This is a genomic window from Chryseobacterium sp. NG-CE01 (assembly GCF_055695505.1).
Genome location: NZ_CM146369.1, coordinates 2,347,468 through 2,367,885 on the forward strand (window position 1 = coordinate 2,347,468; position 20,418 = coordinate 2,367,885).

Below are 20,418 nucleotides of genomic sequence, written 5' to 3' on the forward strand. Positions count from 1 at the left end.
TGGCAATTTTAAAATCAATAAATATGGCAAAAACAAGCGGATGTGAGGAAGTTCTTACTACATAATAAAAACAGCCCTCTTACCAGGTGGCAAGCAGACACCCTGCCTGCTACCTGGTATAGTGTCTGCCAGGCAGCAGGCAGGGTGTCTGTCAAGCGGCACCTCTGGTAAAAAGGTAACTTTTAATATATCCTAATAGATTCTTCAGACACTTTTGATGACTACACCCGGGTGCATTTATGTACAGAAATAGATGAATAGAGAAACATTCTTCGAAATCTGGTATTAAAAACTATGATCATTAGCCCTGATCGCAGCGATTGTCTGAGCTCATTTCGGGGTTAGGGGAAGCGGCTTCGCCGCTTCCCCTAACCCCGAAATAGCGAGTGCGGAGAGCAGGAAAAAGCTCCTAATATCTTCAGCTATAAAAAATAAAAGTCTCATAAGTTATGAGACTTTTTATTGATATGTAAAATTTCTTAATAATCTACATTTGAGGTTTCTTCACCAATATTCCAGGTAAGTCCAAAACGTAGTGTGTTGTCCAGTGCAGTATTGATTTTCGACATATTGATAAGATAAGAGATGTCAAGACCGAAAGAACGGTATTTTAATCCGATACCTGCCGTGGCAAACTGTCTTGCTCCCTGTTCTTCACTTTCGTGGAAATAACCGGTTCTTACAGAGAATGCGTTGTCATAAGAATACTCCAGCGCACCGCTGTACATGATGGAATTTTTGTTTTTGAAAGATTTTCCGATACCGGACATTACGCCTACATTCGGAACCTCATAGATCGGCTGTCTTGTATTCGGGTCTGTTCCTACGAATTCTGAACCGGGAACTAAAATTTTAGAACCTTCAACGCTGATGCCTACTCTGTTCATATCATCAAGATACATGTCATAACCAACCCCTAATCTTGCCATTGTCGGAAGATAAGATCTTGATTCTTCGTTTCCGGTATAATCTAATTTAGGTCCCAGATTCTGTAATGCAAAACCGGCGTTCAGTTTCCCGTCCATATTTCCTAAACCTGAAAATCTCGGAGAGGTGTAGTATCCGGAAACATCCACTGCAAAGCTGTTGGCTGGTTTCAGGGTAGTGTCCGTATTGAATCCTCCGGCTAAGTCTGAACGAATAAATCTCCCGGTAACAGCCATAGAGTAAGAATCTGAGAGCTTAAGGCCGTACGCCACGTCGATAGAGAATTCGTTTGGCTTGGAAGTACCCAGTGAAGTTACTTCGTTTCCTACTAACTGAGTAAGATCTACTTCACCCATATTGAAGTAATAAATACTTGCCGAAATGGTAGACCGCTCTTCCTGCCCTAAAAATTTATGGAACGCGCCATATAATAAAAATACATCATTGGTAAGTTTTCCCATGTAAGGAGTGTAGTTTAATCCCACAGAAGAACTCGTTCTGCTGAAAGGATATTTTGCAGCATTCCAGAATTGAGAAAAAGCGTCAGGAGAGGTAACGACACCCTGGTCTCCCATACCTCCAGCTCTTGCATCTGGCGCGATTCTTAAGAAAGGAGCTCCGGTTAATACAGGTCTTACAAGGCTTAAATCCTGAGAGTAGCCTAAAAAGCCAGCACTTAACCCAATTCCTAAAAGCAGTTTAGTAGTTAAATTCATATGTTGTCTTTTATATATTATCAGTTTTTTGTTGATATTGTTATTGTTAATGTTTTAAATTTATTTCAAAAGTACCATTTTTTCTACAGCTGTAGCACTTCCTTTGCATTTTTCTTGATTCTGACTTTTTGCAAATATCTTAAAAATATACGTACCTTTTGCTACTGTGGCACCAAAATCATCTCTTCCGTCCCATTCTATAGCCTGACGTGGCGTTCTAAAGCCCTGTAGAAAGGGTTCTGCAACCACAGGCTGGGATAAAGTTCTTACCAGTTTTCCGGTAATGGTATAGATCTGAACATTTACCTCTAAAATATCGTCACAATTATGTTCAAACTGAATATACGTTTTGTTGGTAAAAGGATTTGGCCAGTTTAACGGTCTGTTGATTATCAGGTGCTGGTCGGCTTCATCCTTAACTTCAAAATTTAACGTTGCAGTTGTAGAATTATTGTTTATATCCCAAACTTTAAATGTCAGTTGATGCTGTCCTATTGAAAGATTCCTGAAAGGGTAGGTTACATTCCCTTTTTGGTAGTCTGCCAAAGTTGGGTTAAGGCAGCCGTTTCCTTCTCCTGAAGCAAAAAAGTCATTCAGAACAACGGTATTGATAATTTGGCCGTCCAAATATACAGTAATATCATGACCGATACCAGATCCCGTAGAATTTATTCCTGTGTCATCCGTAATACAAGCCAGGAGCATAGGATTCTGATCTGTAATACCACCATCGGCAAAGTTGGTGTTGTTCATATACAATTTTACTTTTGGCGGCTCATTATCATTAATCCCGTTCGGATTGATATCTCCCACCTGGACTGCCTGATTATTGAATACGTCACTTGCTTTATTATCTGCGTAGCCTAGAATTCTTCCCTGACCTACAGCATAATTAATATCTTTCGGTACATAAAATTCTACCGTGAATACACCATTTACTGCAGTTCCTGAAGCTTTTACAATGGCACTCCCTTCCTCTGTATATTGTAGAACAGGAGTAAGTACGCCGTCATTATTTAATGTGTTCTTATTTAATCTTTTATCAAAAATGTTGATGACAACGCGTCCGTTGAAGGTTGTATTAATGGTTCCGTTAGGGTTATTGATGTGTCCCTTTACTTTCACAAAATCCAATCCTCTGATGAGTCCCGGAACAGGTGTTTCGATATTATCAATAATCAGTAATCTTTTTGGTCTGCTCAGTTTCATCGCAGGATCTCCGAGGAAATTAACTTTAAGATGATCTGTGGCCGCACCCTTTTGCTTCTTGGCATTCAGATGGGCGATTCCCAAGGTCTGAAAATCATCATTATTCAGCTTAAAAATATTCTGGGTATAAAGATTGGTAAAATCTACCCCGTATCCTACATCAATAGCGCGGCTTGAAGTAATCATGGTTGCGGGACCCCCCTGTTTCATTTTCAGGAACTGTTCTCCTGCCGAAGATGTATCAGGTTCATCCCAAAGCGTAAATTCGCAGGTAATAGTCGATACGAAAGGAAATCTGCTGTATACATTGGAGAAATTGTTGGCATTCTGAACTTCAGATAAGGTTAAAACTCTTTCCTGAGCCCATCCGTTGATTCCTCCATGCCCGAAATAGAACATATACAAGCTGTTTCCGATATCATTCGAAATAGCCTGGTTTACTTGAGGATATCTTTGTCCGCCCGCTGTACTCTGTGCCTGAAAAGCATCCAGATACAATTTTCTCACATTGTATTCTTTAAGCACTGAGGAAGGCTGTTCAAAAACAGTTGCCAAAGAATTATTCATTACCGTATGGAAAGGTGTTCCGCCATCATTATCATCATCTACAATGAAATCAAGCTTCATTTTCCATTCTCCGAATGGACTTGACTGCCCCGACAAGCTGTTGTAATAGGCCAGGGTTTTGTCCATCATATTTGCTGCTTCCGTCACATTGGCGGCAGGAATTCTTCCGACAGGAAGATCCGGCAGGTTATTGGTGATAAATTCTGTAGTCTGAGGCTTTGTCATGACAATATAATCGTCTGTCACGAAAGATCTTATCACATCAGAAGATTCCTCACTCTGATAGCTTATCACAACATTAGAGTTGTTGGAGATTCTGTTTTTAAAATCATAAGATGTATCTCCTAAAATGAATACATATTTCAATGTGCCTAAAGGAGTATTCAGTTTTGTTACAAAGTCTCTGATTGCTGTAAGATCTCTGCTTCCGCTTCCGAATTCATTGAATATCTTATCGGTGTCTACAATCTGAACATTATAATTGTTGGTCGTCTGATGGTAATTGGCAAGTCTCTGCGCCTGTCCCATCATTTCCGGAACTGTAATAATAAGATAATCTACATTTTGAAGAGCAGAAAGATTTTGGTTATTAATACGCCCTACAAACTGGGGAGCATACGCAGCATCGGCTCTGAAAGCTACAAACTCATTATTGAAATTCTGATCTGCTGCAGTATATGCAAAATTAAATGTTGTATTGCCGGCCGCTTTATTTACCCTTCTGTTGGCATTGGTAATGTCTGTTACGTCCCAGATCTGCTCTGCAGAAGAGGCATTGGATACACTGAAGCCGTACGTAGTATTGCTTCCGCTTACCAGTGAAAAGTCTCTGAAGTTCATTTGCGTTCCGTTGAAGTTCAGATTGTCTTTATATTGTACCTCCAGATAATCTACATAAAAATTTCCGTTGGGATTAACCGTAATGTTAGGTTTTAAGTTGAATGTAATCTGGTTTCCGCTTAATCCTGAAATCGTCCCGGAATATCTTAGCGGGAAAAACTCATTGGTTCCTCCGGAATTTGCGGCAGGAATAACAGCTGTTACAGGATTTTGCGTATTAATATCAAATGACATGCTGTTTTGCTGCGACTTGTATCCGATTACTTGGACTCTGTATTGTATCACGTCACCACCCTGAACGGCTGATGCGGTCGTAAAAGTTACTGCCTTATCAGTAGTAAAAGGAGTGTCTTCCACCCACAATCTTCCTACCTTCATCAGGTTTTTTTGGTCTTTATTAATGACCTGGTAGTTATCAAACCTTGTAATAAGTGGGGTAGCAGGCAGATTGACATCTACCGTTGCAACTCTTTTTCCGGGACCTTTGTCAAAGTTGATATAATAATAAGAAAAGTCTTCGTAAATGTTTTTTACATTCTCGCTTCTGTCACTTCTGGTATCGGTTCTTTTAAATCCGTTTCCGTTGGAGGTGTTGTAAAGATTATATCCATCCGGACCTTGGGCATAAAACAGTGCATAATCATTATCATTCCACACGCCGTCATCTTCGCCGATTACCTGGATCGCATTTTCCTGAAGTGCACTATATTTCACATCCTGATTAAATTCAGGAAGCATGATGCCTCCGTTTCCGTAGATTCTGAAGTTTTTGGGATTTACAGATGACGGATTGATCCCGTTGTCCTGCAGAAACTGTTTCGTAATCTTGAAAATACCGGATTTATCAACTTTGATTTTATAAAAATTCCCTGTTGATAAAGGATTGGCAGTAGATCCTACTTTTAATGTACTTCCGAAACTGTTGGGTGCACTGGTTTCAGAAATTTCAAATGAAGACAATCTCTGTATCCGCCCTTTCTCTTTCTTAAATAAAGCCACGTTAATGCCTGCATAGCGCTCTCCTTCATAATTGTAATAGGTAACATCTTTAATTTCGTAGTCGGGAAGGAGATCTTTGCTTAATTCAAATAAATCTTTTGCAGAGATGCTTTCCCAAACAGGATTAGAAACTTTTAGCTGCTTTTCGCCAACCTGTTGTTTGGTTGTTATAAAAATGTTATTTTGGCTGAATGAAAATCCCAGATTTTTAAAATTGGGAAGATTGAGTTTTGTGTCACCATAATCCCGGATCTTAGAGCCGTCCCATTCTATGGAAATTCTCTGGGCCCAGAGTGTCGATACAAAGCTTAATAAAAATAAAAGAGAAATTTTTTGTTTCATATTTATTATTGAAATTTCTGAATTACAAAATAAATGAAAATTTTATAATTAAATTGTGATACAATAAAATTAATTTGTTAACGTTTTTCAAAAAAATCAACTCTTTACTTGATTTATTGAATAATTTATTTTTTCTTTGTACTTTGAAAATATTTATATCGACTATGAAAAAACTAAAGTTGTTTTCATTAATAGCATTAAGTTCTACACTTGCATTAACCAGTTGCGGAGGATCTAATAATGGCGGCGGTACTAAAAAGTTTGTCAGCAAAACAGGTTGGAAACCAAACGAAAAACAAGGTTGGTTTTTTGCAGGAAAGCAACAAAAGCAGAAAGGTTGGCCGGGAATGGTATATGTAGAAGGTGGAACTTTTACAATGGGATTAGTGAAAGATGATGTTATGCACGATTGGAATAACTCACCACGCAGAATGCAGGTAAGTTCGTTCTTTATCGGGGAAACTGAAATTACTAACTACGAATACCGCGAATACCTTACATGGTTGAAGTATGTATTCCCTCCAAGTGATCCCAGCTTTAAGGAAATCTATAACGGTGCTTTGCCGGATACCTTATTGTGGGACAACAAATTATCTAGAAATGATTACAACGAGACGTATTTCCGTTCTCCGGAGTTTGATTACTACCCAGTAGTGGGAGTATCCTGGACTCAGGCTAACAGATATTGCGAATGGTTGTCTGACAGAGCTAATGAAAAAGCTTTGATGCAGGCCGGTATTATCGCTAAAGATTTGTACATCAACGAATCGAATAACCAGGGCGGAACTGCTTTCAATATGGATAAGTTCAAATCGAATGATCCTGAAATGCAGGGGTATATCAACGAAAAAAGAATGCAGCAGAAAACAGGTTTGAAAACAACCAACCAGAGATTGCTTGCTGCAAACAGAGCTCCGAATGCTGCTATGGTAACGAAATTCAGACTTCCTACAGAAGTAGAATGGGAATACGCAGCTTTAGGATTGGCTAAGAACAGAGAGTACAACCAATATATGGGTAAAACACCTCAGATTGAAAAATTAAGAGGTACCAAAGGAAGAGAAAGAGGAATGTTCCTTGAAAACTTCAAAATGGGTGCTGGTGATTACTCCGGTATTCCAGGCTGGAAAAATGATGGATCTGCACAGACATCTGACGTTAGACAGTTTCCTTCCAATGATCTTGGAATCTATGGTATGTACGGAAACGTTGCAGAATGGACGGCTGATGTATACAGACCGATCATTGATGAAGATTTCAGCGATTTCAACTATTACAGAGGTAATATGCCTCAGGCTATCGTAAGAAACGGAGACGGGACGTATAAGATGGTAGATGAAAACAGCATTAAATACGATACCTTAGCTGACGGAAGATTGGTTTACAAAAACCTGCCGGGTCATTTTGAAAGAGAAACGATTGCTGATTACAGAAACTTCAGAGATGGCGACAGAATGTCTTCTTTAGATTACAGAAGTGCTTCTGATTCTGCTTCTGCATACGACATGTACAATTCTCCTAAATCAAAATTTATTGTAGATGGTAATGGTAGAGTTATATTACAGAAAGACAGAAAAGAAAGAACTTCTGGAATTTCAAACGATATCAGAGTTGTAAAAGGAGGTTCTTGGCAGGATACGGCTTATTGGCTGGATCCGGGACAAAGAAGATATAAAAATGAAAATAAAGCATACGGATGGATTGGATTCCGTGTAGCTCAGGATGCGAGAGCAAACGATAAGAGTAGAACAAGAAGATAATATTTATCAAAATAATTTTCAAAAAACCTTCCGGAATTCTGGAAGGTTTTTTATTTTTGAACCATGAATACAGAACAGTTTTATCCTTTGTTTTTACAAGCTGCACAAGTTGTTATCGACAGCAGAAAAATCGGAAAGAATGATATTTTCTTTGCCTTTTCAGGAGAAAATTTCAATGCGGCTACTTTGGCTGAGCAGGCAGTGGGCAAGGGAGCATTGGCTGTGATTGTAGAACAACAGGCGTATGAAAATATAGAAAAGAATATTTTCTATGTTCCTTCAACGTTGGAATTTTTACAGGAACTCGCCATATACCATAGAAAAAAGCTTCAGATTCCTGTCATCGGCTTAACCGGCAGTAATGGAAAGACCACTACGAAAGAAATTATCCATGCCGTACTTTCTGAGAAATTCAACGTTCAGTATACCCGCGGCAATCTGAATAACCATATCGGGGTACCTTTAACCATACTTTCTATTAAACCGGAACATGAGATGGCAGTAATTGAGATGGGAGCCAATCATCAGAAAGAAATTGAGTTTCTCTGCACGATCTCCCTGCCTGATTTCGGATATATAACCAATTTTGGAAAGGCGCATCTGGATGGATTCGGTGGAGTGGAAGGCGTTATCAAAGGAAAGTCTGAACTGTACGATTATCTTAAATATAACCACAAGACAATTGTTGTTAATGAAAATGATCCTATTCAGGTTGAAAAAACTAAGGATTATTCGCCTACAATTACTTTCGGAAATACAGGATCAGATTATCAGTTTGAATTGTTTTCGGAACAACATTTTGTAGGACTGAAGTATAACGATCAAAAAGCCGTTTCAAAACTTACAGGTGAATATAATTTTACGAACCTGTGCGCAGCGGCAAGCCTTGGCCTTCACTTCGGAATTGATCTTAAGAATATCATTCACGCTATTGAAAATTATACGCCCAACAACATGCGATCTCAGATCGTGGAAAAAGGTGATAAAACATTGGTTTTAGATACCTATAATGCAAATCCGAGCTCAATGGCTGCTTCCATCAAAAACTTTGTTACATTTGAAGGTTCAAAAACAATCATCATTGGCGACATGCTGGAGCTTGGTGATGAAAGCGAAAAAGAACACCTTGATATTCTAGCACTTGCCCAGAAGTTAGGTTTTGATGAAATCATCACCGTTGGCAAAATTTTCAAAACAGTAAACCATTCGCAGTTAAGTTTTGACGATACAGCATCCCTAACCGAATATCTTAAAGTACATAAAATACCATCCAAAAATATCCTGCTGAAAGGTTCAAGAGGTATTGCTCTGGAAAAAGCAATAGATTTTATTTAAGTTTTTTATTCCAGAATTCTCGGATGATGAGTCTGATATTTTTGAAGGTGCTTGGAAAGACTTCTTCTTCAATCTGAAGAGTGTTTTTCCAGGCAACTTCCGTAATCCCTTCTTCAATCTGTGGTTTTGAAGTATCTTCACCATCAAATTTCATTTCGAACCAATGGGTGCATTTCAGTACTTTGTCACCGTTTCTTTCAATATAAATATGATAAGTAGTGTTGATGAAGCTTAGCAGTTCTACATTCTGCAATCCTGTTTCTTCTTCAATTTCTCTTACGGCAGATTCTTCACGGGATTCTCCTTTTTCCATTTTTCCCTTCGGGAGGTCCCATTTTCCAAGTCTTTTGATAAAAAGAATATCTCCATTGGGATTACTTACAATACCGCCGGCCGCTTCTATAATTCTGAAAAGTTTCTGAAACTCCTGCCATATCTCATCGATATTCTCTCCGAAAACATTTAATTCTTTTACAGATGTATTTTCAAGAAGATCAAGAGCGATCTCAAGGCTTGTGACGTTTTCATATCCAAGCGTTTTTTCTAAGTTTCCGGATTGCTTAGACAACAGTAATTTTTTTTCGTTCACAAAAACTTTATACATATATTTGTAAGAATTAAGAATTTAATACAAAAATAAAAAATGAATTTAGAAGGACGAAAGATTATTGTGAATAAATCATCTAAAGACCTGGTAGAAATACTGAAATCTCCTGAAAATTACAAAGATTTCATGCCGGATGGTTTACAGAAGTTTGAAACGAGAGAAGACGGATTTAAATTCGGATTGCAGGGGATGCCGGAAATTGCCCTGAAAATTGACGAAGTAACCGATGAAAAGGCAGTTTTGAAGTCTGCAAGTTCCAGCCTTGATTTTTCACTGACTGCTGCTTTGCATCCTCTTAATGAAAATCAGACAGAAGTACAGATGTTGTTTGAAGGAAAGTTTAATCCGTTTATCAAAATGATGGTGGAAAAGCCTCTGCAGAACTTTATCAACACCCTTACTGATAAGATTGAAGCTTATAAATAATAAAAAGTCCTGAATAATCGGGACTTTTATTTTGTGTTTAAAGTATTAATAACGCTTTGCAATTGTTCAATCATTTTGTCCTTATCTTTTAGTCTTTCTTCATACAAACTCTCAATCTTTTCAGTCTTATCTTTATTTTCTTGATAAAGATTTTGAACTTCTTGATGTCCTATAGATGTATCATAAAAGTTTTGCTGATTGTAAATATTATTAGGTGTAACATCCAGCAGATCATAAACAGGAGTTTCAAGAATTTCAGCAATCTGATACAATCTGTCTACGGTAAGTTTTGTTTCATTTTTTTCTATTTTGCTATAAGCAGCCTGGCTAATGTTTAATTCATCGGCCATATTTTCGTGGGAAAACCCTTTCTTTTTGCGGTATTCTTTTATTTTGTCTATAATAACTTCCATTTTGTCCATAACTATAAGTTGTATTTTTAAAGTCAAAAGTAATATTTTTTTTGGAAAAGTTTTGTTTCTATTAGAAAAAAAATATTATTATTGCATAAATAATTAATCAACAAACGATGAAAAAAACTTATTTCCTAATGCTTGTAGCATTAGTTTTCTTCCTGTCCGGATGTCGAAGCGAAAACCTTGCAGACACCCAGGATAAATCCACAGCACATTCTTCCAAAAATTACGCATCCCTCAACAAATTTTTACGGGTAACAGGAATATCCAAAGAAGAACTTTACAAAGACATCTCTTCCGCCAAAGGAAAATCTTCCCCGGAAGACTTTGAGATCAACACAGACAGAATACTTGAAACCATAAAGAACCAGCAGATAACAGCCTTTTCCTTTATTGTTCATCCTAAAAACGGAAGCATCGTAGAAATAGAAAACGGCAATGAAATTTTCTACAATATGGCTTTTGTAAAGGTGGATAATGTGTGGCAGAAAAGTGTTTATAAATATACTGTTCCTGCGGGTTGGCTTTCTTCCCTTCAAACTAAACCCAGTGCTCCATTCAACGGAAATATTACACGAGTATACCCTTCTTCAGAAAGCGCAAGGGCATATATCTGTGGCTTTTCAGCAACTCCTGCTTTTCACTGTTGGGCAGGACATACCGACCCTAACGATGGAGACTGCGGAGACTGTTGGCACTGGAATACGACTTCCATCTGGTGCGATGACACTACAGCTGGAGGCCCTGATTATCCCACCAACGGTGGAACTATTGGTATTGGCGACGGAGGAAGTAATGAATCCGGATTTCAGACCAACCTGCCGATGGCAGACGAGCAGGCGATGATGATACAGAAATACGCTGCTTTTGTGAGTAGCTTTAACCTGAATTCTTATGGATTTTCTACGGAACTGAAAACGAAGCTTTTCCATTTATATCTTACGGTATGGGAAGATGATTATGTTATCAACCAACTGCTATCTGCCTCTCCGTCTGGTTCACCGCAAAAAGCAAATCTGCTTAACTGGGCAATTGATCATTTTAACGAAAATCTATCTACCACGCCTGTTGATGAATTAACAACCTCTATTAAGAGCTTTTTGACTTGGGGAAGTAATTTCTTTATGCAGAATCCTCAATACAATTCTTATTTTTCTATATATCCGAATGATATAGAGAAAATTAATTTACAAGGTGCAGATTACACAAAAGCTGATCAAGCAGAAATGGCAAACAAACTTGCACCTATATTTACAGAATTAATAATAGCGGAACGAAATAATACCATAAGCCAAATTAATGTGCAGAACCCAATATGGAAAGCTGCAAAAGATTATATGATTTACCTTATTAAAAGTAATGCTCCTAAGGCTGTAGAATATGGACGGATTATCTATGAACATGCAAACAAATATTTTAAATCTAATCCTGATTCATTACAAAAAGTTAATGATTTTATCGAATTTATGAAGCTTGGAGTTATGGTAGAAGTTCCCGTTATCACGAATCCTCATTATATGAAATGGACAGATGTTTTATTATGCTGGCTATTTGAAATAGGAGATTTCCCAGTGAATGATTCTGCAGGATACGGAGCTCTTCCAACCATAGGCTTTTCAGGATCTGATTATACGATTAGCGGGCAGCCTGCACCAAATGTGTTGCCTATGAGATATCTTGCTGCACATAAAATTAAGAATGGTATTCCGGATCCTAATTCAGTTGCTGGTATTAGAAAAGAAGCTATTGATAAAATTAAAATTGGAATTTACATACCAATTGAAAAAAATTGGATTTTTGGTTCTGATGCTACTGTTGATACTGTTACAAAACTGGACGGGATGCAATTTTGCATAGGTTCTTATCAGCCTATTGTATATATTACTCCATTAGGAAACAATCAGTATAAGTTAACATTTATTGTCAAGAATAAAACAGGATGGCAATCGGGAACCAGAGGATTGAACGACTATAATGGTAACCCTACAGATGATAGTGTTGTGAATGATCAGCCAAGAGGTACAGGTGTGCATCTGGGAGGAACTATTGCTGAAACATTCGGATGGTATGAAATAGTAACAGTGCCTTAAATCATAAAAAAATGAAAAAAATACTATTAATAATATTGTCAATATTGCTTATGAGCTGTCAGGACGGTCCAAGAGCAGTATTCAACGAAGAGTTTGTACAGTTAGATCCCAAAAAAGAATTTCCATTTGAAAATCTTGTAGGAGAGTATAATTTAGATAAGGACTCAAAGCTAAGATATAAGGTAAAGTATGATGATAGCATGAAAATAACAATCAAAAAAGACTCTACTTTTATTGCTGAAAATTATTTAGATTATAAGAATGATAGTTTACTGTTAAAGAAATTTAAAGGAAAGTTATTATACAGGAATAACTTTAAAGAGTCTCTTATGTATCTACAACTAAGAGATGGTAAATTTAATGGTTGGGGTGGAATTGATATTTACTATCGCAGGAAAGACAGTGTAATTGCTCTATATGTATATACTCCGTTTATTCCTGCAACTAAAGAAAATAATATGAAATATAGAGAGGGGGATTATTTACGTTATATAAAAATAAAATAAGTAAACTACCGATTTCAGTTTTTAAATAAATAGCTATGGTCGTATTATTTTTACTTTTAATTATTATCATATCAATTATAGTTTTTGGTATTGCCTTTATTCTTTTATCAACAATCATTATTTCAATTAGACAATATATAAAAGGTGATAAATCCCTTGCTTATTTTCTTTTGGGAATGCTTTTGTTGTTCGCATTATTTTTTGTCTATATATACATCTTTAAAGTTTCATCATGAAATGAAATATCCTGTAATGTTTGATCACAGAATATCTTTTTAATTCGGAAATGAATTTGAACTAATTCTTGCTTCGCTTTTAGTGAAGATAAAGAAATAGTTTCAGAAAATTAAAAAAATGAAATTGAAAGGAACAATATCACAGGAATTGAATATAAAACTATAGTTTGGATGGGACTACAGGGTACTATTGCTTGGAATTTGTTGCAATAATCTGAAAGAGATTTATATATTAGCACTTGGAATACAAAATATTGGTTATGGGAATTATGAGACAAAAATTATTATTACAGTATCTATTATTGACCTTTTCATTAATTAACTCTCAGATTATAAAAATAGAAAAAAAGACACTTTTAAATTAATTAAAAAGGAAGAATTTAAAGAAGATGGTCTTATGTTTTATAAGGATGAGTATAATCCTGTGATTTACAATAAGGATAATATAAAATATAATAAACAAAACTGTTACAAACCCCAGATTTTGGCTGGAGGCTTAGAAATTGGTGATAAATGTAAAAAAGAAGTATATTACTTTTCAATAAAAAAGATAAAAGACAAGCCGCAAAAACCACTTAATTTTTATTCAATAAGAGAACTATTTAAAAAATTAAAGAATTATTCTTTGGGAGGAGGCTATTTTTTTATTAACAATACCTATTATAAAATTAGGAATGCCTATTGAATAGTTTCATTTAACAATAGATGCATTACAGAATAAAGTGGATATATGTTGTTTTGACGGAATATCCACTTTTCATTTTTTTAATAAATTTTATGCAATAATTCCCGAACTGTGATCGTACGGGCTTCCGGTTGCTGAGGACAGTACATTAATACTATTGTTTAGCCGGAGAACCCCCATCAACGCAAAGATCAACGCTTCTTTGAAATCGATGATTTCTTTTCCCGGGATAATAATTTCTGCCTCTGTTTTAGACCGGATTTTTTCAATTAAATATTGATTATATGTTCCGCCACCGGTAAAAAGGATATTTTTCAGCCGGTTTTTATTGATGACCTCAGCAATTTGGTGGGCTGCATGTTCTGTAAATGTTGCTAATGCATCAAAACGGTCTGCTTTTTCAAGCAATGGAAATATATTTTGGTTACACCATTCGACGCCCAAAGATTTTGGATTTGGCTGATGATAAAAAGGTAATGAGTTTAATTCATAAAGAAGATTTCTATTAATATTTCCATTTCTGGCCAGAGATCCGTTTTCATCAAACTCTTTATCGAAATGTTGAGCCAGTTTATTAAGGATAATATTTACCGGTGCAATGTCGAAAGCAATTCTTTTGCCTTCGGATTGTAATGAAATATTTGAAAAACCGCCAAGATTAAGACAGGCATCATATTCTGAAAAAAGAAGCTGATCACCAATCGGTACTAGAGGTGCTCCATTGCCACCCATTAAAACATCCTGGCTCCGGAAATCATAGACAACAGAAAGTCCGGTTTCTAACTTTATGACTCTGCCATCACCGATTTGAAGGGTGAATTTTTTTTCGGGTTGGTGATAAACGGTGTGACCATGCGAAGCAATGAGATCTATATTTTTCAGTTTATGTTTTTCAATAAAGCTTTTTACGGTTTGTCCTAAAAAAAATCCGTATGCAGAATGTAATTCCAGCAGCTGTTCTGCGGAAAAGTCTATCGCATGCTTTAAGTCATAGTAAAGGTTTTCAGAATAAGAAACCGTTTCAGCCTTAATAATTTCAAAACTCCAGGAATCTACCTTTTCAAATCTTACAAAACAAATATCCAGGCCGTCTAAGCTTGTTCCGGACATTAATCCTATCGCATGCCAGGTCATATAGGCTATTTTTGATTTTCAGAAAGTTTATCGGTTGTAAAATCTCCCGAGTTCTGATAAAATACGTACTCGGAAAAATCATCTTTCGCCGTCATCCCATGTGCTCCGATAAGTGTAGATCCGTCTTTCATGGTCACATAAACCGTATCGCGGGTATAAATTCTTTTCTTGCGCTGATCCCAGAATACAGTCTGCATGGCAAACCGGTCATTTTCGTTCGTTGTAATTCTTACATCACCTCTTGCCTCGTAGAATTGTTTGTAATCGTAGAACTTGGCATATTTGGCTTTAATCGTCCCCGGGGTTTTAGGCTTCTTTTTATCGAAAAAGAGAATGTCAATTCCTTTTCTTGCCACGGTATAAGGACTGTCGATAAGCTCATATTTTTCAATGATCGGAGCCTTCGCGCGCATGGTCACGAAACCTGAATCCCGCTGGATGATATTGGCGTTATTAATGATTTGTGATGCAAAGTTTTTATTGTTTTTACCTTTATTATTGGTAAGATCTTCTTCACATGATGTCACCATAAAAAATATAGCACAACTAAAAAGGTATGCTATATTTTTTTTATATGATATGTTTCTGAAGAACTTCATGTTAGTTGTATAGAGTCTTTCTGAACCATTTATCTGCAAAATTGAATCCAACTTTAAGGTTGATATAATTCTGGTTAATGAGGTTGTTTTTAAGTGTTCCTCTCTTTCCTACCTCAAGGCCAATTTCAAGACCGCTCATTCTTGTTATGCTGCTGTTTTTGAATGGTAGAAGAACCCCTCCTGAAACCCCGAATTTGTTAATATTCTGTCCCGCAATCTGCAAGCTTCCCTTTTCATAAAAAGCTCCGTAACGGTATACGATTCTTGAAAAATAACTTCTGAAGTTATTGTAATTAGGTAAATACCAACCTCCGGCAGAAATTCTGTAAGAATCCTGAAGATCCAGGGACTGCCCGAAATAAGCAATGCTTTCTCCTTTTTTATAATCTCCCTGAAGAGATAAGAACCATTTGTTCTCTTCACCATATCCAACCCCTACAGAAGCCTGAAGAGGCATCAGGTTTTTAGAATCCGTACTTCTTTTCTCGATAATACTTTCATTGGCTTTTACAGTTTGCCCGGCATCAGAATAGAAATATGTGCTGTTTACATAATCGGTGGTCATGTTACTGGTATTACCAAAAGTAGTAGTTGCACCAATTGTAAGCTTTCTGTCGGTACTCGTATTTAGGTTCTGGTAGCTTGCTCCCAGCGTAAAGTTGAAGTTTTTGATGCTGTTCTTGGTTTCGTAACCATTGATAAGCTCTGCATTTGAATAAGTAAGTTCATTCATGTCATACAAATTCCCAAAGTAATAATTAGCTCTGGCTCCTACTGCAAATTTGTCATTAACTTTATAGCCTAATGCGATCTGAGCGGTATTCAACGTTCCGCTTCCTTTAAATCTGTTGGCTCTTCTAGCATATACTACACCATTTGCGTCGGCAATATCATCAATATGCACGATTTCATAACTCTTAGAACTATACGGCTGGTAAGAAAGCCCCATCTTCAGTTTCGGAGATAATGGGAAAGCCAATGAAATATTAGATAAATACGTAGAATGTTTGGTAGACTTCGTATTGTTATAATCTGTTTTGAAGTAATTGTTTTCGTTGGTAGCTTCCAGCTTGATACTGGTCAGCTCGAAATTAGCATTGTTTGCAGGGTTTGCAAAGTTAAAATTACTGGTAAAATCGCTTATAAAAGCAGTAGATATACCTCCCATAGAGGACGTTTCGATCGTATTATCATATTTTACATCTCCGATTCCATACGTCGCATAAGGTGAATTACTCAGATTCTGCGCGTTTAGGAAATAGCCGACTGATATTAATGATAGTACAAAGATTTTTTTCATTCTTTATTTTTAAAATAATGCGCAAATATCTTAAATATTAATGAATTGTAAAAATTATAAGAGGTTAAAGTTTGTTAAGGACGATTAATAGACATAATTAAGGTGAATTCCTAAGCGTAAAGTCGCTTTGCTTGAATATTTTTTATACATTATCTAAATATTACATGATAAAATTCACAGTTGATCTGTAACGCAAAATTCACCTACGAAGTAAAAACCACCTCTGGAAATTACAAATTTCTTTATCTTTGAGCCATGAATTGGGAGAACATTGCCGGACAGGAAAATCTGAAAAAACTTCTGAGAGAAAGTATTGCCGAAAACAGAGTAAGCCATGCCCAGCTTTTCGTAGGGAAAGAGGGGTACGGAACATTGCCCATGGCTCTTGCATATGCAAAAGAGATTTTAAGCAGTGAAAATGAGCATGCTGCTTCAAAAGTAGAACATCTCAACCACCTAGATCTTCATTTCAGCTTTCCTGTTTTTACCGATAACAGAAATTCTTTAAGCAAAAATAAATTTGAAGAATTCCGGGAGATGATCATGCATTCTCCGTATTCGAGCTATGATGACTGGACTGCCTTTCTGGAATCGGAAAATAAGCAGCTTTTTATTTCTGCTGATGAAGTTGATGACCAGAACCAGAAATTTTCGTTAAAAAGTTTCGAAGGAGGAACCAAAATTCTCATTGTCTGGCGTGCTGATAAGATGAATGTTGCGGCAGCCAACAAATTCCTGAAGTTTTTAGAAGAACCTCCTGCAAAAACAGTTATTATTCTTACCGCAGAAAGCACCAATGATATTCTTCCGACCATTCTTTCCAGAACCCAGATTGTGGAAGTTCCGAGAATCAATGATGAAGATCTCGAAGCATATCTGAAAACAAATTTCAATGTTTCTCAGGATAAAACAGGGGAGATTATCCATCAGGCACAGGGAGATCTTAATGCAGCCCTGAAGCTGATGCAGTCGGAAAATAAGAGTGATGAGTTTGAAAAGCTTTTTATTCAGTGGGTAAGGGATGCTTTTATGGTTAAGAAAAAACCGGAATTCCTGAAAAGTATTATTTTGTGGGCCAGGGAAATTGCCGGCTGGAACCGGGAAAAACAAAAGAATTTTCTCAATTACTGTTCAGAAATTTTCAGACTTGCCCTGTTGCAGAATTACCAGTCGGAGGATCTGGTATACAAAAAAATTGATGCCAATGGCTTTAACTGGCTCGGATTTTCAAAATTTATCAGCGGTGCTAATATCGAAAGTATCCTGGAAGAAATAAGTACTGCTGATCTTCACCTTACCCGAAACGGAAACCCGAAAATCGTGTGGACCGATCTGGGAATAAAATTATCACGGTATATTCATAAAAACGCATAAAAAATCCGACTTTAAGGTCGGATTTACTTTTACAGTTAAGCGGTTTTCTTTGCTTTTTTCTCTTTAGTATTCTTTGCTTTGGCATTATTCTGTGCCGTTGATTCCTTTTTTTCACATCCTTTATGATATTGGGCATTGGCTTTCTTGTCTGTTGCAGAACAATGCTTTTTATCTTTGCCTGCACAGCATCCTTCTTTTTCCTGTGCAAAATTGAAAGTAAACACACTTAATAAAGCTAAAATTGAAATGATTTTTTTCATCTTGAATTTTTTTAACACTCAAATATAATAAATTCAGGGTATTAGATTAACCAATATTAAAAATAAATTAAATTTAACATAAAAATCAATCAATCGTTTGATTTATTAAAAAACGGTTGTACATTTGCACCGTCAAAATGAGAACATAAGAATGATTTCAAAAGAAGAAAATATACTGTTTGCTGCCGAGAAGCTTTTTGCTGAAAAGGGATTCGAGGGAACTTCCATCCGGGAGATTGCCAAAGCAGCCAATGTAAATATTTCTATGATCTCTTATTATTTCGGTTCAAAAGAAAAGCTGTACGAAAAACTTGTGGAATACAGGATGAACGAAGGGCAGTTTTTCTCAAAAGATATCCTGGAAAGAACAGATATTAATGAATGGGAAAAAATTGAGAAGATTGTAGATCAGTTTGCAGGAAGAGTAAGACATCAGAAATGTTTCTATAGAATCATGCAGAGAGAGCAGCTGCACACACAGAATCCTCATATTGTGGAGTTTTTGAAACAAACAAAAATGGGATTTATCTCCATGTATTCAAAAATATTGGAAAGCGGACTGAAGAACGGAATTTTCACTAAAAATCCACCAATTTATCTTCTCCATTCCACGGTGAGCGGGACTTTATTCTACGCATCCAATGCAAAAGAAATGTACAAGGAATTTCTTAACAATACAGATGAAGAGGAAGTTTTTGACGAAACCTATTACACAGAGCTTAATACACATATAAAATACTTATTAAAAGACCTTCTAGGGTATGAAGAAAATAAATAACTCAGTTATTGCACTGGCATTATTCATAGGGATTGCACAGGCAAATGCACAGGAGAAAAGAACACTGACTCTTGATGAAGCTGTGCAGTTGGGTATTCAGAACAGCAAAAATCTGAAGATTGATGCGGCTAAGATCGAAGAGGCTACCGCAGACCTTCTGGAAGCAAAAAACAGACAGCTTCCGGAACTGAAGGTTTCAGGAAGTTATATGTATCTTCCGCTAAAGCCGAATATTAACATCAAACTTCCGGGAGTTTCCGGGGATGGTGGACCTGAAGTACATCAGGTAGCCTACGGTTCTGCCAATCTCAGCGTACCCATCTACAGCGGAGGAAGAATAAAATACGGGATTGAATCGGCAAAATATCTGGTGGAAGCATCAAAATTAAGCACTGAAAATGATAAAGTAGCTATTGCCTACAATGTTGCACAGGCTTACAATAATCTTTTTAAGGCTAATCAGTCTATTAAAGTATTGGAAGAAAATCTTTCTGCTTCCCAAAAAAGGGATGAGACTTTCCTTAAAATGGAAAATAATGGCCTTATCGCGAGAAACGACAGGTTAAAAGCCAATCTTCAGACCTCAAACATAGAATTGCAGTTGCTTGAAGCTAAAAATAATTACAACATTGCCAATATCAATATGGATCTGTTACTGGGTATTCCGGAAACAACGCAAATTGAAGTAGATGAAAACTATATTGAAGAAGGAGAGGACATAAGAACAGTAGATTATTATATCAATACGGCAAGAGAAAACCGTAAAGACCTTCAGGCTTTAGACAAACAAAGACAGGCTGCAGCACTGGGAACAAAATCAGCAAAAGCTGAAAATCTTCCTTCTATCGCCTTCACCGGTGGATATGTGGCAGCAGATATTCCTAAATTTTTAACGATTTATAATGCAGTGAATGTCGGAGTAGGAATTTCCTATAATTTATCAAATCTCTGGAAAGAAAATTCTTCACTGAGACAGTCCAGAGCAAGAGAAATGCAGCTTTCCGCCACCAATGAGCTGTTGAATGATAATATCAAGCTGGACGTAAACAGAGAATATCAGAATACGGATTATTCCAAAAAAAGAATTGCTGTTTTCGAAAAATCTGCAGAACAGGCAAATGAAAATTACAGAATTACCAAAAACAAGTATGATAACGGTCTCGCTACAATGACCGAACTCCTCGACGCCGATGCAGCCCAGATTACAGCCAATGTAGGAGTCATTAATGCGAAGGCAGACGCCGCACTGGCATACAGAAAACTATTACAGACTACAGGAACTTTAACAACAAAATAAATTAAGAGCGATACC

At 36.7% G+C, this 20,418-nt stretch carries 17 protein-coding genes; 9 read left to right on the forward strand and 8 right to left on the reverse strand.

What is annotated here, in order from left to right; translation table 11 throughout:
- Nucleotides 1–479: 479 nt before the first annotated feature.
- Both porV and porU read right to left on the reverse strand, forming a co-directional pair.
- Nucleotides 480–1,643 carry a type IX secretion system outer membrane channel protein PorV gene (gene porV / locus ACYT6F_RS11165; protein ID WP_472597752.1) on the reverse strand — a complete coding sequence of 388 codons (1,164 nt, stop codon included), beginning with the start codon at nt 1,641–1,643 and terminating at the stop codon, nt 480–482.
- A gap of 60 nt (nt 1,644–1,703) precedes the next feature.
- A complete protein-coding gene (porU, locus tag ACYT6F_RS11170) occupies nt 1,704–5,600 on the reverse strand; it encodes a type IX secretion system sortase PorU (protein WP_472597753.1) in 3,897 nt (1,298 codons plus the stop codon).
- A gap of 164 nt (nt 5,601–5,764) precedes the next feature.
- Here porU and gldJ point away from each other — a divergent pair, with 164 nt between their 5' ends.
- Together gldJ and ACYT6F_RS11180 are read left to right on the forward strand one after the other, a co-directional pair.
- A complete protein-coding gene (gene gldJ, locus ACYT6F_RS11175; protein ID WP_472597754.1) occupies nt 5,765–7,360 on the forward strand; it encodes a gliding motility lipoprotein GldJ in 1,596 nt (531 codons plus the stop codon).
- Nucleotides 7,361–7,423: 63 nt separating this feature from the next.
- Nucleotides 7,424–8,695, forward strand: a complete 1,272-nt coding sequence (locus ACYT6F_RS11180) for a UDP-N-acetylmuramoyl-tripeptide--D-alanyl-D-alanine ligase (protein ID WP_472597755.1) — start codon at nt 7,424–7,426, stop codon at nt 8,693–8,695.
- Here ACYT6F_RS11180 and ACYT6F_RS11185 read toward each other — a convergent pair.
- Nucleotides 8,688–9,299, reverse strand: coding sequence for an NUDIX hydrolase (locus ACYT6F_RS11185; RefSeq protein ID WP_472597756.1), 612 nt, complete (start codon nt 9,297–9,299; stop codon nt 8,688–8,690). The two genes, ACYT6F_RS11180 and ACYT6F_RS11185, sit on opposite strands and share 8 nt — an antisense overlap.
- Nucleotides 9,300–9,338: 39 nt before the next feature.
- On the opposite strand from ACYT6F_RS11185, the gene ACYT6F_RS11190 reads away from it, so the two are divergent.
- Nucleotides 9,339–9,728 (forward strand): SRPBCC family protein, encoded by a 390-nt coding sequence (locus ACYT6F_RS11190; protein ID WP_123855335.1) that lies wholly within the window; start codon nt 9,339–9,341, stop codon nt 9,726–9,728.
- A 26-nt stretch (nt 9,729–9,754) separates the two neighbouring features.
- Here the strand turns inward: ACYT6F_RS11190 and ACYT6F_RS11195 are convergent, their stop codons facing one another.
- Nucleotides 9,755–10,150, reverse strand: a complete 396-nt coding sequence (locus ACYT6F_RS11195) for a helix-turn-helix domain-containing protein (protein ID WP_472597757.1) — start codon at nt 10,148–10,150, stop codon at nt 9,755–9,757.
- 107 nt (nt 10,151–10,257) lie between these two features.
- On the opposite strand from ACYT6F_RS11195, the gene ACYT6F_RS11200 reads away from it, so the two are divergent.
- From ACYT6F_RS11200 to ACYT6F_RS11210, 3 genes are all read left to right on the forward strand, one after another.
- Nucleotides 10,258–12,234 carry a hypothetical protein gene (locus ACYT6F_RS11200; RefSeq protein ID WP_472597758.1) on the forward strand — a complete coding sequence of 659 codons (1,977 nt, stop codon included), beginning with the start codon at nt 10,258–10,260 and terminating at the stop codon, nt 12,232–12,234.
- 11 nt (nt 12,235–12,245) lie between these two features.
- Nucleotides 12,246–12,740 carry a hypothetical protein gene (locus ACYT6F_RS11205; protein ID WP_472597759.1) on the forward strand — a complete coding sequence of 165 codons (495 nt, stop codon included), beginning with the start codon at nt 12,246–12,248 and terminating at the stop codon, nt 12,738–12,740.
- 633 nt (nt 12,741–13,373) lie between these two features.
- Entirely contained in the window at nt 13,374–13,661 is a 288-nt protein-coding gene (locus ACYT6F_RS11210) for a hypothetical protein (RefSeq protein ID WP_472597760.1), read from the forward strand.
- A 90-nt stretch (nt 13,662–13,751) separates the two neighbouring features.
- Here ACYT6F_RS11210 and ACYT6F_RS11215 read toward each other — a convergent pair whose 3' ends face one another.
- The 3 genes from ACYT6F_RS11215 to ACYT6F_RS11225 are packed head-to-tail and all read right to left on the reverse strand — an operon-like array spanning nt 13,752 to nt 16,694.
- A complete protein-coding gene (locus ACYT6F_RS11215; protein ID WP_472597761.1) occupies nt 13,752–14,795 on the reverse strand; it encodes an anhydro-N-acetylmuramic acid kinase in 1,044 nt (347 codons plus the stop codon).
- A 5-nt stretch (nt 14,796–14,800) separates the two neighbouring features.
- Entirely contained in the window at nt 14,801–15,394 is a 594-nt protein-coding gene (lptC, locus tag ACYT6F_RS11220) for an LPS export ABC transporter periplasmic protein LptC (protein ID WP_472597762.1), read from the reverse strand.
- Between the two features lies 1 nt (nt 15,395).
- Nucleotides 15,396–16,694 carry a hypothetical protein gene (locus ACYT6F_RS11225; RefSeq protein WP_472597763.1) on the reverse strand — a complete coding sequence of 433 codons (1,299 nt, stop codon included), beginning with the start codon at nt 16,692–16,694 and terminating at the stop codon, nt 15,396–15,398.
- A gap of 255 nt (nt 16,695–16,949) precedes the next feature.
- Here ACYT6F_RS11225 and ACYT6F_RS11230 point away from each other — a divergent pair, with 255 nt between their 5' ends.
- Nucleotides 16,950–18,068: a DNA polymerase III subunit gene (locus ACYT6F_RS11230; RefSeq protein ID WP_472597764.1), complete on the forward strand. Its 1,119-nt coding sequence runs from the start codon at nt 16,950–16,952 to the stop codon at nt 18,066–18,068.
- A gap of 35 nt (nt 18,069–18,103) precedes the next feature.
- On the opposite strand, the gene ACYT6F_RS11235 is transcribed toward ACYT6F_RS11230, so the two are convergent.
- The gene (locus tag ACYT6F_RS11235; protein WP_472597765.1) at nt 18,104–18,328 is read right to left on the reverse strand and encodes a hypothetical protein; all 225 of its coding nucleotides are present in this window, start codon (nt 18,326–18,328) and stop codon (nt 18,104–18,106) included.
- A 151-nt stretch (nt 18,329–18,479) separates the two neighbouring features.
- Here ACYT6F_RS11235 and ACYT6F_RS11240 point away from each other — a divergent pair, with 151 nt between their 5' ends.
- Nucleotides 18,480–19,106 carry a TetR/AcrR family transcriptional regulator gene (locus ACYT6F_RS11240; RefSeq protein WP_472597766.1) on the forward strand — a complete coding sequence of 209 codons (627 nt, stop codon included), beginning with the start codon at nt 18,480–18,482 and terminating at the stop codon, nt 19,104–19,106.
- Entirely contained in the window at nt 19,090–20,403 is a 1,314-nt protein-coding gene (locus ACYT6F_RS11245) for a TolC family protein (protein ID WP_472597767.1), read from the forward strand. The genes ACYT6F_RS11240 and ACYT6F_RS11245 overlap by 17 nt, the downstream gene beginning before the upstream one ends.
- Nucleotides 20,404–20,418 lie beyond the last annotated feature (15 nt).